The sequence below is a fragment of the Paenibacillus sp. VTT E-133280 genome (genome assembly GCF_002264385.1).
Lineage (GTDB): Bacteria > Bacillota > Bacilli > Paenibacillales > Paenibacillaceae > Paenibacillus_AQ > Paenibacillus_AQ nitricinens.
This window is the reverse complement of sequence record NZ_NFUX01000006.1, coordinates 132,050-146,699: the sequence shown is the minus strand read 5'-3', so window position 1 is coordinate 146,699 and position 14,650 is coordinate 132,050. Positions and strand designations below refer to the sequence as shown.

Sequence of the window (14,650 nt, the reverse complement as noted above, 5' to 3'; positions counted from 1 at the left end):
TATTTCTCGCATAAACGCTTACCGTCCATTTGGGACGCCGAAGGCGTTTTTGCTTGATAAAGAATTTATATATATAATGGTTTTATGAAGGGAGAACTTCCCGTAGACGTCCTGTCTTCTCATAAACATCCTGAAACAGACGGGAGGGTTGATTTCGAACCGCTGGCTTAGGTGCTACGGTCTCATAGGGCCCAACAACTACAATATTATTAATACTTCCCTTGACGACAGCACCATCCTTAATAATGGCGCCTTCACCAATAATGGCATTTTCAATCTGTACTCCACGTCCAATGCGAACGCCAGGCATAATAACGCTTTGTTTAATTTGGCTCATTTTTCCAATTTCCACACCATTGAAGATTACTGAACGTTGCAGGCTGCCTTCTTGTGTGCAGAATTCATTCACGAGAGAGTCCGTTGATGGCATCTGAACACGTGGTTTATGAACAGCAAGCTTAGTCCGGCGAATCCGGCTATACATCGGCCAATGAGCTTTGTCGAGCTTCATGCCATTATTTTTTTGCAGAAGATCCATATGTGCTTCCCAGAGACTACCCACAGTACCAACATCTCTCCAATATCCTTTGAAGCGGTAAGCGAATAAATCATCATTCTGATCAAGCATTGTTGGTATAACGTCTTTACCAAAGTCATGACTGGAATTCGGATTAGCTGCATCCCGCAACAAGTGCTCCTTCAGATAAGCCCACTCAAACAGATATATACCCATAGAAGCTAAATTACTTTTAGGTACTTTTGGTTTTTCCGCAAATTCAGAGATTTTCAGTTCCTCATTTACGTTCATCACTCCAAAACGGCTAGCTTCATCCCATGGCACCTCCATGACGGAGATCGTGGCTTTAGCAGCCTTGCCAACATGATAATCCAGCATTTTGCGGTAATCCATATGGTAAATATGATCACCGGACAGAATAAGTACATGCTCTGGATTACAACTATCGATATACTCAATATTCTTATAAATCGCATCAGCTGTTCCTGTATAGCTGTCTCTGCCTTCAACACCGGAAGGAAGCAAGGTGACACCTTTATCCTTTTGACTATGTAAGCCCCAAGGTTCACCTTCACCGATGTGATCGTGCAAGGATTCAGCTTCATATTGCGTAAGAACACCTACTGTATCGATTTTAGAATTTACACAATTACTTAGTGGGAAATCAATAATTTTATACTGTCCACCGAAAGGGACTGCAGGCTTAGCCATACTGGAAGTCAAGGGAGCCAATCTGCGGCCTTCCCCTCCTGCCAAGAGCATGGCGATACAATCTTTTTTGTTATTCATTTGTTATCCCTCCCATTATTTTGTCAATGCTTGTTATATAAACGCACGACAAGCACTTGAAACGACATAGGTGAAGTATATTGCTGTGTAAAAAGAAAAATTACAATTAATATTTCTTTATCAGAAAATCTTTTGTTTTCACATCAAATCATTTTCAAAATGGTAATATTCGGGTAATCTAAAAGGTACAAGCATTCAAAAAGGTGGTGTAGAATTGGCTGAAATCGCAACAATCGATACCCTTCCGTCAGCTGCTGATATTTATTTGTTCCATGAGGGCACCAATTTTCGCAGCTATTCTATGCTGGGTGCGCACACTGCCGCTGAAGAAGGCGTTACGGGCGTGCGCTTTACCGTGTGGGCTCCTCATGCGACATATGTAGGACTAGCTGGTGATCATAATGGCTGGGATGGAACGCAGGACATGGACTCGTTATATAAGATACCCGATTCAGGATTTTGGAGTCGCTTTTTTCCGGGAATAAAGCCGGGAACTTTTTACAAATACAGAATTGTTGCCAGTGATGGCTCCAGCTTTCTCAAAGCGGATCCATTTGCCTTCAAAGCTGAGGTTCGACCGGCAACTGCATCCGTTGTTACGGATCTCAGTGGTTACCGTTGGGGAGATGCTGCATGGCGGAGAAAGAGCAAAGCTCCGTATCATCAACCGCTGAACATTTATGAGATGCATTTTGGAACTTGGCGTCAAAAAGAAGATGGGGAATTTTATAGCTACCAGGAAATGAGTGAAATATTAATTCCTTATTTGGTGGAAATGGGCTATACCCATGTAGAGTTTATGCCACTTGCTGAGCATCCATACGATTTATCTTGGGGCTATCAAGGAACGGGGTATTTCGCAGCTACGAGTCGGTATGGTGAACCCCATGAGCTAATGTATTTAATCGATCACTTGCACCAAGCAGGCATTGGTGTCATTCTGGATTGGGTTCCGGCCCATTTTGCAAAGGATGCACATGGTTTAAGAATGTTTGATGGCTCGCCACTTTATGAATATGCAGATCCAATGTTGGCGGAGAAACCAGGCTGGGGGACTCTTTCGTTTGACTTCAGCAAGCCAGAGATTTCATCGTTCCTCATTTCTAATGCGCTCTTTTGGTTTGAGTATTATCATATTGACGGGATGCGGGTAGATGCGGTTACCAGCATGCTTCGTCTCGATTTTGAAAAACAGGCTCATCAATACCGGCGTAACGTGAATGGGGGTCTGGAGAATTTAGAGGCCATTACATTTATTCAGAACCTGAATAAAGCGATATTTCAGTACTATCCTAAGGCATTGATGATGGCAGAAGAATCCAGTGCGTGGCCTGGAGTTACAGCGCCAGCTCATGAAGGGGGTCTCGGTTTCAACTATAAATGGAATATGGGATGGATGAATGATACTTTGGGCTACATAGAACATGATTTCTGGGGTCGCCCTCATCATCATAATTTATTAACATTTCCAATATGTTATGCTTATGCCGAAAATTATGCATTACCGTTATCACATGATGAGGTTGTACATGGCAAGAAGTCGTTACTTGACAAAATGCCAGGTTCTTATGAGCAAAAGTTCGCAGGACTTAGGCAACTGCTCGGTTATCAAATTTCCCATCCCGGAAAGAAACTCCTGTTCATGGGAGGAGAATTTGGTCAATTTATCGAATGGAAGGATCAGGAGCAGCTGGATTGGCTACTGCTGGACTATGACAGCCATCGTAGCATGCTAGCTTACACTGCTGCACTTAATAAACTGTATCGCTCGGAGAAAGCCCTGTGGGAGCTTGATCATTCCCAAGAGGGTTATCAATGGATTGATGCAGATGACAATGAACAAAGCGTGATTTCATATCTGCGTAAAGGCAAGAAGCCAGGAGATACGTTGCTGTTTATCATCAATTTTCAACCTGTCCAACGTCAACAGTATCGTATAGGCGTTCCACGCCCAGGAATTTATGAAGAGCTCTTTAGCTCAGAAGATGTAGCGTTCGGAGGGTCGGGTATACACAACTTGCCTCAGAAGAGCAAAAAGTTAGAATGGCATAATCAGGTGAACAGTATAGAGCTAACATTACCGCCTCTTAGCTTCCTGGTGTTTAAGAAATCGTCACGAGTGGGTAAGAGTAAAGAGGCAAATGAGTCATAGAAAAGAACGAATAGAGAATCCGTACACTTTAAAGGGGGAAATAATCATGAAAGTTTTATTTGCCGCAGCTGAAGCTCATCCATTTATCAAAACGGGTGGTCTGGCCGATGTCATTGGGGCATTACCTAAAGCGCTGAAGGGTGCCGGGGTGGATGTACGAGTGATTTTGCCTAAATATCGTGGGATTCCAGAAAAGTTCACTTCAAAAATGGAGCCTTTAACAGAAGTGTATGTGCCAATCGGTTGGCGTAATCAATACTGCGGGATCGAGCATATGGTTTATGACGGTATCCCCGTTTACTTTATCGACAATGAATATTATTTTGGACGGGACGGAATCTACGGATATATGGACGATGGAGAGCGCTTCGCGTTCTATAATCGTGCGGTGCTGGAGTGTCTGCCAGCGATTGATTTTCAGCCGGACGTCTTGCATTGCCATGATTGGCATGCGGCTGTAATCCCCATGCTGCTACAGGGGCATTATCGACATGATCCATTTTTCAAAGAGATGCGAAGTGTATTTACTATACATAACCTGTTGTATCAGGGCGTGTTTCCTTATGAAGTACTTGGGGAGTTATTGGGTCTCGACAGTAGTTATTTTCTAGGGGTTGAGTATTACGGAAATGTGAATTTCTTAAAAGGAGGCATTGTATACAGCGACCGTGTCACCACAGTAAGTCCAACCTACTCGGAAGAAATTCGGACACCTTATTATGGTTACGGATTGGATGGTCTGTTAAATGCGAGAGCGGATGTTTTGAGCGGTATTGTGAATGGAATTGATACAAAAAGCTATAATCCTGCAACAGATACAAGTCTTGTTACCCGTTACCGTTCTAATCTATCTAAGAAAACGGAGAACAAATTAGCCTTGCAGGAGGAATTAGGACTACCTGTGGATGCCAATATTCCGATGGTAGCTATGGTTACTCGTCTTGTGGATTCCAAAGGCTTAGATTTGCTTACTCGTGTATTGGATGAACTGCTATATAATGATGACATTCAATTTGTACTGCTTGGAACGGGGGATGAGTCCTATGAGCGATGGTTCAGGGAAGCGGCTTGGCGTTATCCGACAAAGCTATCTTCGCAAATCCTCTTTAATGATGCTCTCTCACGTAAAATATATGCCGCTAGTGATATCTTTCTTATGCCTTCCAAGTTTGAACCTTGTGGCATCAGTCAGCTTCTCGCTTTGCGCTATGGCAGCATACCCGTTGTGCGGGCAACCGGTGGCCTGAATGACACGGTTCAACCTTATAATGAAGAATCCGGTGAAGGGAACGGCTTTACGTTCAGCAACTATAACGCCCACGATATGATGTTTACACTTCGCCGGGCGATCTCGTTATACAAGCAGCCAGAACACTGGAAAAAGATTACGAAAAATGCCTTCGCTGGCGATTATAGCTGGAATGTATCGGCTCAGCAGTACATTGATATTTACAATGAAATTACGGAATAAAGATTCATCAGATTCTGTTATAGGTTAATAAGGGAGTGCGCTGAAGTATGACTCATACTTTAGTGTACTCCTTTTTTTGATGAAAATTATTAAGGGCAATTTGCCGCATGATTTGGTTAAGAGAGGGAATAGTAAAAATGTATAAAATTATATAAAAATTGAATAAATTTGGAATGATAGGTCTAAGAAGATGAGCTCTTTGCTGTGAAACCCATTAAAAGGAAGTTATTGTCACAATTATGCCTTTGCATATTCATGCGTTCTGATTTATAATAAGTCGGTCAAAGGGACTACTAAGATTTTTTTTTCATAAGAATAGGGGAGATATAGAAATGAACAAATGGGGTAAACTTAGTTTAGGTATGCTATTAGCAGTAGGCCTGTTGTCAGGCTGCGGTCAAAATAAAAATGATAGTGATACCGCTGCAAGTGGAGATGCAACTAACGGTGGGGCTACTAAGAAGCTTACTATGGGCACAAGTGCAGATTTTCCTCCTTACGAATTCCATAAGGTAGTAGACGGTAAAGATACTATCGTGGGCTTCGATATCGATATTGCTAAGGAAATTGCTGCCGATATGGGTGCAGAGCTTGTGATTAAGGACTTGCCATTCGATTCACTATTAAACGAATTGTCCAGTGGAAGAGTAGATATTGTAATTTCTGGACTTAGCCCGACGGAAGAACGCAAAAAAGCTGTTGATCTTTCAGACATTTATTACAAGGCGGAGCAAGCGATTGTTGTGCGCGAAGCGGACAAAGATAAATACGCCACTATGGATGCTGTAAAAGGTACAAAGATTGGTGTACAAACCGGATCCATTCAAGAAGAAATTGCTAAAGGGATCGAGGGAGCGAAAATCACTTCGCTTGGTAAAATCTCCGAAATCGTTCTACAATTGCAATCCAATCGTGTAGATACTGCTATCATTGAAGGACCCGTCGCCAAATCATTCGTTAAGAATGTTCCTGGTCTTGTAATCACTGATGCTAAGCCAGTAGTTGAGGATGACGGTTATGCTATTGGTATTAAAAAAGGAAACAAAGAGCTACTGGATCAAGTAAACAGCACACTGACACGTTTAAACTCAGAAGGTAAAATTGATGAGTTTGTGACGGCAGCTAGTGAGCTTGCAGATAGCACGAAATAAAGAAATAACGTATTTTTTTAAAGGCTGCTTAAGTAAATTGTATGTGTATACAGAAAATAGCGGCAATAAGCTATTTTCTATTTTTTTGGAGATGGGAGGATAGAATATGGACATTAAATTATTTCAAATGGCTTATGATTATCGTGATTTTTTCCTGACCGGTTTGCAGTATACTTTACTGCTTGCTGTTCTGGGTGTATTCTTTGGTTTTATTCTAGGGATTATCGTTTCCTTGCTACGTATGTCCAAATGGGGTGTGCTTCGCTTCTTGGCAACAGCCTGGGTAGAATTCCTTCGTGGTACACCTATGCTTGTACAACTGTTTCTCATCCATTATGGATTGGCTACGTTTGGGATTGAGTTTACACCGATTCAGTCGGGTGCAATTACCTTATCCATTAACAGTTCTGCTTATCTTGCAGAGATTTTCCGTGCGGGGATACAGGGTGTAGATCGTGGACAAATGGAGGCAGCCCGTTCGCTTGGTATGAAGCAAGGGATGACTATGCGTCATATTATACTCCCTCAAGCACTTAAGAGTGTTCTCCCGGCCATCGGAAATGAATTCATCACTATTATCAAGGAATCATCCATTATTTCTTTTATCGGCGTAACGGATTTGATGTTTCAAGCCCGAACAGTTACAACGATTTCTTACGATGGCATGACACCCCTAGTAATTATCGCATTTATGTACTTTGTGCTGACATTTACGCTATCGAAGATTCTGGGTAGACTGGAAAGGAGGCTGAATACCGATGATCGCCGTTAAGAATTTGCAAAAAAATTATGGGAAGCTGGAAATTCTCAAGGGAATTGACTTGGAGATTCATAAAGGTGAGGTCGTCGTCGTTATCGGACCGAGTGGATCGGGTAAAAGTACCTTTCTGCGCTGTTTGAATCTCCTGGAGCAGCCAACTGGTGGCGAAATCACTTTTGAAGGTGAATCTATTACCTCCAAAAAGCACGATATTAATGTCACGCGTGAGAAGATGGGAATGGTATTTCAGCAATTTAACCTCTTTCCTCATAAAACAGTTCTGCAGAACATTACACTAGCACCGATTAAGGTAAAAAAACAGCAGCAGTCCGAAGCGGATAAATTCGCAATGGAGCTGCTTAAGACAGTAGGCCTTGAAGATAAAAAGGATGCTTATCCTGCTCAGCTGTCCGGAGGACAGAAGCAACGGATCGCGATTGCCCGTGCGCTGGCGATGCAGCCTCATGTGATGCTCTTTGACGAGCCAACCTCAGCCCTTGATCCAGAGATGGTCGGTGAGGTGCTGGAGGTTATGAAGAAGCTTGCAGAAGATGGGATGACTATGGTCATTGTTACACATGAGATGGGCTTTGCCCGCGAAGTGGGCGACCGTATTCTATTTATGGATGGCGGCGTGATTGTAGAGCAGGGTACACCTGCACAAGTATTCGGCAATCCTCAGCATGTACGTACTCAGGATTTTTTAAGTAAAGTGTTATAAATAAGTCAAATTGTAGCGGCGCTCGGGCAGGTTATCCGGGTGCCGCTTTATTTTTTTAACAGTTGCGTGATTTGAGGATATAATGGACTGAGTTCATTTATTTATGTAAACCATGTATAATAGATGGTCAATCAACTTGAAAAGGAGTACATACATAATGAGAGATGATCTGCGCCGGATCGGCATTATTGATATTGGTTCTAACTCCATACGTCTTGTAATCTATGATACAACGCCGGAGGGAGGCTATAAGATCATCAAGGAGTGTAAGTACTCTGCGCGTCTTAGTGAGAAGATTACGAAGGAAGGCCGACTGGAACAGAAGGATATGGAGACCATAATTCCAGTCTTGCGCCAGTTTAAAGAGATCTGCAATGCTTTTGAAGTGGAGACTATTCGCGCAGGGGCTACAGCGGCAATCAGAAATGCAGCTAACTCCAGTGAAATTATTACCTTTTTGTCAGAAGCATCTACCATTCCAATTGAGGTTATCAGTGGTCATCAGGAAGCTTACTTTGGTTTCTTGGGTGTTATAAACGCATTTAATGTTGAGGATGGCTACGTCATCGATATTGGTGGCGGGAGTACTGAAATTACACTTTTTCGCGGGCGGCGATATCAACATAGCATTTCCTTTCCGTTCGGAGCGGTGAATACCAATCTTATGTTTGGTCAAGGCGGGAACTGGAATGGAGAGCAGATTCAGAAACTTGAAACCTATGTTCTGGGGAGATTGGTTGAACATGATTGGCTTAACGCAACAGCAGGTCTTCCGTTGTTTGGTCTGGGAGGCACGGTTCGTTCTTTAGGGAAGCTGGATCAAAAGACTAGAGCCTACTCTTTACCAAACTCTCATGGCTACACCATGGCCAGTGAGACGATTGAACATTTTATGAACACATTACCTTCAATGCCTTATGATAAACGTAAAGATTTAGACGGGTTGTCTAAGAGTCGGGCAGATATCATTGTGTCCGGGTTGATTATTTTTCATACGGTATATCAGTATATTGGGGCTAGCCAGGCTGTAATCAGCGGGGAAGGGCTCAGGGAAGGTATGTTACATGATTTACTGAAGCCAGAGCAACCGGTGCGGGACAGTGCGCTTGAATACAGCTTAAATACGATCATTCGGTTTGATATTCGTACCTCTAAACGGTATTTAGATCATATTAATAAGCTTGCGCTAAGTCTGTTTGACGCGTTCAAGGATGAGGAGAATAAAGCTGAACATGAGATGTTAATTTATGTATCCATCATGCTACATCGAACGGGGTCTAACATTAACTATTATCAATCTAAACGGCACACCCTGTATTGGCTGATGAATTCACCGATTCGTGGACTGACACACCGCCAGCTTATCCTGTGCGCGTTGATTGCCTCGTACAGCACAAAAAGCCGGAAGCAGAAATTGTCCCAGATGTATAAGGACATTTTGCTGCCTTCCGACGAAGAGTGGATTCATAAGCTCGGATCGCTTGTACAGCTAAGCATTGCACTGGACAGCACCGAGATCGGGATTGTAAGCGGCTTGAAAGCTAATCTACACGGCAATACCCTTAATCTGGACCTTGAGGGCGCTTCAGCGCTTCTGATTGGTCTAGAGGACATTGAGAACGCCATAAAAGCATTTAAGAATGCTTGGGCTGTGAAGGTAAAACTCGATTTTCCTTCCAACGTGTAACATCCATTGCTGCGAACTGGCTCCGGAAAGGGGCCTTTTTGTCGTCTGGTTGCTCGTAATATCCATTAGGCTGTAAGAAGCTTGCCTTCACATTATCTTTAAGGGATAGTTCAAGAATCTTAACAATTTGTTTGCGAATATTGCTGTCTCTTACCGGACACATCAGCTCGATCCGTCGAGTTAGGTTTCTAGTCATCCAATCTGCACTGGATAAATACACCTCAGGATTCCCGCCATTTTCAAAATAGTAAATTCTTGAATGCTCCAGAAAGCGGTCGACAATACTGCGAACCGTAATGTTTTCGCTCAAGCCTTCAATCCCCGGACGAAGACAACAAACCCCCCGAACGATTAAGTCGATAGATACACCAGCCTGTGCGGCACCATATAAATCGTCGATGACTTGTTGATTAGAGAGTGAGTTCATTTTGGCAATGATACGTGCAGGTCTTCCAGCTGCAGCATGCTCCGCTTCACGCTTCATTAATTTTTGTAAGGAAAGGCTCATGTCCGTTGGAGCTACAATGAAGGAATTCCAGTCAAAATCAGCGGAATATCCCGTCATTTGATTAAACAGCTCTGAAGCATCAAGTCCGATATCGCTTTGAGCAGTAAATAGACTGAGATCCGTGTAGACTTTGGCTGTACTGTCATTGTAGTTTCCTGTGCCTACATGTACGTAGCGACGTAGCTCTTGACCTTCCTGACGGACAATCAAGGTAACTTTGGCATGTGTTTTGAGTCCAACAAGACCATATACAACATGACATCCGGATTTTTCAAGTTGACGAGCCCAAGCGATGTTGCGTTCCTCATCAAATCTGGCTTTTAACTCAACAACTACTGTTACCTGTTTTCCGGATTCAGCAGCATTAGCCAGTGCAGTAATCAGAGGAGAGTTACCGCTAACCCGATAGAGTGTCATCTTAATAGCCATTACTTGTTCGTCCTCTGACGCTTGAATGATAAAGTCCGTCATCGCATCAAAGGATTCGTAAGGGTGGTAGACGAGGACATCTCGCTCACGTAATACCTCGAAGAAATCCTCGTTCTCTTCAAATTCAGCTGGGTAGACCGGCTCAATACTTGGATAGTTTAAGTAACTAAAGCCCTTAATACTGCCGGCGAAGTTACGAAGGAAACTTAGATCTAGCGGACCTTCAATTTCGAATACGAAATCTTCAAGTTCAAACTCAGCTTGCAGCTGTTCCAAAGCATATGGATGAATTCCTTTTTGTACTTCAAGTCTTGCTGGAACACCGCGGCGACGCTTGCGCAGCTCCTTTTCAATCTCTTCCAGAAGATCCTCGGCCCCTTCTTCGTCGATCGTGAGATCAGAGTTGCGGGTCAAACGAAATTCACTAACGGCAACCGGCTCGTAACCACTGAATAAAGTTTGAATGTGATGACGGATGACATCCTCTATAAATACGAACTGCCGTTTCTTACTGTTAGATCGGTGTGGTAGTGGAATACATCTTGGCAGATTAGATGGAATTTGCAGAATAGCAAAAAAAGGCTCTTCTTCAAGGCCATTCTTACGAGTAAGAACAACTGCTAAATAGATAAATTGGCTATGAACGAGTGGAAACGGTCGACTCTGATCTACAGCCATTGGCGTAAGTACAGGATAGATGATATCCCGGTAATATTGTTCTATGGACTGTTCCTGTGCATGAGTGAGATCCTCATAATCCACAAAAACGATACCTTCTTTATGCAAACTCCGTGAAATATCACGGAAAATCCGGTATTGGTCGGCAACAATTTTGGTAACTCGTTTGATGAGACGTTTGTATAGCCCGGAAGGGGTGTAGCCAGTGAAATCTTTTTTAGTATAGCCTGCCCGGATTTGATCTTGAATTCCTGCCACTCGAACGCTTATGAACTCATCAAGATTGCTTGAGACGATAGCCAGAAATCTAGCCCGTTCCATTAGCGGATTATCGGGGTCTTGAGCTTCTTTAAGCACGCGTCGGTTAAATTCGATCCAGCTCAAATCTCTATTGAGGTAAGCAGTGGCTGGGCTGCTTTGGTTGTTTTTATTCTCTTCTGTATTCATGGGACCTCCAAATATGATTCGTTGTCTATATCTATTCTATTTATCATATTCTATCATTCTACTATTGGATAAAGCATGAAATGTTAACGCTATGTAAAATATTCGGGAATTTTATATGTTATTTTTTAAAAAAATGTGTATGAATCTTTAAATGTAGTTTACATAATAAAAAATATGTTAACCAGTACCTCTAAAAATGACAATATTGAAACTTGATTTTTCATAATGGTAACAATTACATAAGCACAGGTTACAAAATTGTGATATATTAAGTCCTGTCAGTTTTACAAAAGACTGCAACACACCAAGAAATCACACACGGGATGTACATAAGTACTTAAAATGTACACGAGCGTATACGGAAGTCATACCGTTCACGCCCATCTAATGAGGAGGCAATTATGAAGAACAAATTTAGAACAATTAAAACCCTTGCTGCAATTATGGGAATCAGTGCATTATTGCATGCTGTTCCAGCTCATGCAGACAGCGTTCATATCGCTAAGGATGGCAACACGTTTTATACTTTATCCAAGCAATATAATGTAGGTATGAATGAATTAATGAAAGCAAACCCAAACGTTGCAGCCCTTAACATTTACGAAGGTCTTGAAATTACTATCCCTAGTAAGATGCAGGCTGAGTCCGTAACTACAACTGACAAATCTCCAGTGATTACACCAAGTCTGAATGTAAACTCAGAGTCCAAAACAGTTGAAGCATGGGGGAAGTCGTTTAATTATGACAAATCGATTCAAGTCAAAGCTTCAGCTTATTCTTCTGCAAGCAGTGAGAATGGCGGATGGGGTGCAGTAGATTATTTCGGAAATCCTCTCAAGATCGGTACTATTGCTGTTGATCCAAATGTGATTCCTCTTGGTACCAAAGTATTGGTGACAGGGCATTCACATGATGGATTGCCTAAAGATGCATTCTTAGCAACGGCAACGGATGTGGGCGGTGCTATAAAAGGCAATCGTATTGATATCTTTATTCCTGGTAGTCAAAGCTTTGTATCATCATTTGGTTATCAATATGTACAATTATACATTGTTAAATAGATAGATAAAAATAGAGAAAATTTTAATTAATAAAGAGATATGAAAAGTTCTAAAATAAAGTTACACAGGAAACGGAGGGAGTCCTTAGCGGCTACCTCCGTTTTTTTTACGTATAGAAAAAATATATTTGGGGGGTGTTTTATTTACTTTTGGACACCTGTAGTAATTGAGGAACGGTAACGAAAGTATAGCCCCGCTTGCGCATAATCGTGATTACTTCAGGTAAAGCCTGAATCGTTCCTTGTAGATGACTACCTGGACCGCCTCCACCGTGCTGAAGAATAATCGCTCCTCTTCCAATATGGGCCAGAATATTATTTCTAACTTGGTTTTTGGAAAGTCCTTTCCAATCCAATGAGTCCACATTCCAATTCACGAGCGTATAGCCATGGCTTTTCGCCCATTTTAGCTGCTGTTCACTGATATCCCCATAGGGTGGGCGTATTAGTCGTGGTTTATATCCGGCCAAGGTTTGTATAATATCCTCGGTTTTTATGATTTGTGATTGAAAATCATTCATCGCAAGCTTCACAAACTGAGGATGATTATACGAATGATTTCCAATCGCATGTCCTTCTCTAATCATTCTTTTCACCAAAGCCGGATGTTTTTTTGCTCTGCTTCCCACCACAAAGAAGGTTGCTTTGACATTATATTTTTTTAGGACGTTTAGCAATTGGGGGGTGAATCTTGGATCAGGAACATCATCAAAAGTAAGTGCTATGACTTTATTCCGAGGTCCACTAGTCTTAAAAGTCTCTGGGTATTTGTGTAACAGCTGACTTAATGTAAGACCTTTAGCGTTTTTAGTGCTGTTAAGCGTCGAACTATTTGTAGCAGCGCTACCTGCTGAAATGGCCGTATCTTCCTCTGAAACGGGTATACTTGGTGTTTGTTCTTGTGGAGTCTTCTGACTCTGCACAGACGCTGACGCAACCTCTGAAGAATAGGTTGGGAATAGCATAGTTATGATTGTTCCTAATATTACGAGCAGTTTCTGACCTCTCCGTTGAAAATACATCCCCATCTGCCTCCTTTACAACCTGATCACCGTCATATTCTTAATTGTTATCCCCATAGCTGGGTAGATTTATGCTGTTGACCATACAGTTTGCGTTAAGATTTCTTGAAGGTTCCAATGCATGTATACTAATAGAACGGGGAATTCCCGAACCCATTATAGATTACGGAAGGGATGGAGACATGAATGTCTGATTTGTTTGCACCGTATGAATTGAAGGGGTTATCGTTGAAGAATCGTATTGTCATGCCGCCTATGTGCCAGTATTCGGTGGATAAAGAGGATGGCATCCCTAATGATTGGCATTATGTTCATTATGTAAGCCGTGCTATTGGCGGTACAGGATTTATTATCGTGGAAATGACTGGCGTTCATCCAGATGGTAGAATCACTAATCGAGACACAGGAATCTGGAATGATTCGCAAATTGAGGCTTATCGTAGAATCACAGATAGTGTACATGCATATGGATCAAAGATCGCTGTTCAATTAGGACATGCGGGACGTAAAGCAGTGGATGCTGAGCCGCCAGTGGCTCCATCAGCCATTCCCTTTGATGCTAATTCCAAAACGCCACAAGCTCTTTCTAAGGAGGGAATTTTAGCGTTGATTGAGGCTTTCCGTGAAGGTGCACGCAGAGCTGTGGATGCAGGATTTGATACGGTCGAAATTCATGGTGCACATGGTTATTTAATTCACCAGTTTCATTCTCCATTGACGAATACCAGAGATGATGAATATGGACAAGATCCTGCGTTGTTCGGAGAACAGATAGTTAAAGCAGTCCGAGAAGTGGTTCCCGTGGACATGCCATTGATTATGAGAATATCTGCGAAGGAATATGTAGAAGGTGGATATGATGCTGAATACGCTCTGGATATTTGCCGACGGTACAAGAATGCTGGAGTGGATCTGTTCCATGTTTCTTCTGGAGGTGAAGGTCCTATAGGTTCAAATGGAGGGCCGGGTGCAGGCCCTGCTTATCAAGTGGATCTGGCAGAGTTTATCCGTAGTGAATTACAAGTGCCTGTAATTGCAGTGGGGCGGCTTGAATCCTTTACTGAGGCACAGTCCATCGTCGCAGAAGAACGGGCAGAGCTGATAGCCGTTGGCCGTGGGATGTTGAGCGATCCCTATTGGGCTTTACATGCGGAAGAGGCACTTGGAGGCGTACGTAATGTACCCAAACCTTATGAACGTGGGATCTGGAAAAAAGATAGCTCGCTTTGAATGTGAAGTTTGTCACAGATTTTATGCT

At 42.5% G+C, this 14,650-nt stretch carries 11 protein-coding genes; 8 read left to right on the top strand and 3 right to left on the bottom strand.

Features of this window, described 5'->3' with window-relative positions; translation table 11 throughout:
* Positions 1 to 82: 82 nt before the first annotated feature.
* Positions 83 to 1,306, bottom strand: a complete 1,224-nt coding sequence (locus CA600_RS04810; protein WP_094869166.1) for a glucose-1-phosphate adenylyltransferase — start codon at positions 1,304 to 1,306, stop codon at positions 83 to 85.
* A gap of 214 nt (positions 1,307 to 1,520) precedes the next feature.
* On the opposite strand from CA600_RS04810, the gene glgB reads away from it, so the two are divergent.
* The 6 genes from glgB (at position 1,521) to CA600_RS04780 (ending at position 9,248) form a co-directional block, all read left to right on the top strand.
* The gene (gene glgB / locus CA600_RS04805) at positions 1,521 to 3,458 is read left to right on the top strand and encodes a 1,4-alpha-glucan branching protein GlgB (RefSeq protein ID WP_094869165.1); all 1,938 of its coding nucleotides are present in this window, start codon (positions 1,521 to 1,523) and stop codon (positions 3,456 to 3,458) included.
* A 46-nt stretch (positions 3,459 to 3,504) separates the two neighbouring features.
* Positions 3,505 to 4,929, top strand: a complete 1,425-nt coding sequence (gene glgA / locus CA600_RS04800; RefSeq protein ID WP_094869164.1) for a glycogen synthase GlgA — start codon at positions 3,505 to 3,507, stop codon at positions 4,927 to 4,929.
* A gap of 332 nt (positions 4,930 to 5,261) precedes the next feature.
* Entirely contained in the window at positions 5,262 to 6,080 is an 819-nt protein-coding gene (locus CA600_RS04795) for a transporter substrate-binding domain-containing protein (protein ID WP_094869163.1), read from the top strand.
* 106 nt (positions 6,081 to 6,186) lie between these two features.
* Positions 6,187 to 6,852: an amino acid ABC transporter permease gene (locus CA600_RS04790; protein WP_256989731.1), complete on the top strand. Its 666-nt coding sequence runs from the start codon at positions 6,187 to 6,189 to the stop codon at positions 6,850 to 6,852.
* Positions 6,839 to 7,561, top strand: coding sequence for an amino acid ABC transporter ATP-binding protein (locus CA600_RS04785; RefSeq protein ID WP_042188767.1), 723 nt, complete (start codon positions 6,839 to 6,841; stop codon positions 7,559 to 7,561). The genes CA600_RS04790 and CA600_RS04785 overlap by 14 nt, the downstream gene beginning before the upstream one ends.
* 157 nt (positions 7,562 to 7,718) lie before the next feature.
* Positions 7,719 to 9,248 (top strand): Ppx/GppA phosphatase family protein, encoded by a 1,530-nt coding sequence (locus CA600_RS04780; RefSeq protein WP_179281529.1) that lies wholly within the window; start codon positions 7,719 to 7,721, stop codon positions 9,246 to 9,248.
* On the opposite strand, the gene ppk1 is transcribed toward CA600_RS04780, so the two are convergent.
* Positions 9,196 to 11,310 carry a polyphosphate kinase 1 gene (gene ppk1 / locus CA600_RS04775; RefSeq protein ID WP_094869161.1) on the bottom strand — a complete coding sequence of 705 codons (2,115 nt, stop codon included), beginning with the start codon at positions 11,308 to 11,310 and terminating at the stop codon, positions 9,196 to 9,198. The genes CA600_RS04780 and ppk1 overlap by 53 nt on opposite strands.
* Before the next feature lie 401 nt (positions 11,311 to 11,711).
* On the opposite strand from ppk1, the gene CA600_RS04770 reads away from it, so the two are divergent.
* Positions 11,712 to 12,371 carry a 3D domain-containing protein gene (locus CA600_RS04770; RefSeq protein ID WP_094869160.1) on the top strand — a complete coding sequence of 220 codons (660 nt, stop codon included), beginning with the start codon at positions 11,712 to 11,714 and terminating at the stop codon, positions 12,369 to 12,371.
* A 139-nt stretch (positions 12,372 to 12,510) separates the two neighbouring features.
* On the opposite strand, the gene CA600_RS04765 is transcribed toward CA600_RS04770, so the two are convergent.
* Positions 12,511 to 13,392 carry a polysaccharide deacetylase family protein gene (locus CA600_RS04765; RefSeq protein WP_256989730.1) on the bottom strand — a complete coding sequence of 294 codons (882 nt, stop codon included), beginning with the start codon at positions 13,390 to 13,392 and terminating at the stop codon, positions 12,511 to 12,513.
* A gap of 186 nt (positions 13,393 to 13,578) precedes the next feature.
* On the opposite strand from CA600_RS04765, the gene CA600_RS04760 reads away from it, so the two are divergent.
* Positions 13,579 to 14,622 carry an NADH:flavin oxidoreductase/NADH oxidase gene (locus CA600_RS04760; protein WP_094869159.1) on the top strand — a complete coding sequence of 348 codons (1,044 nt, stop codon included), beginning with the start codon at positions 13,579 to 13,581 and terminating at the stop codon, positions 14,620 to 14,622.
* Positions 14,623 to 14,650: the final 28 nt, after the last annotated feature.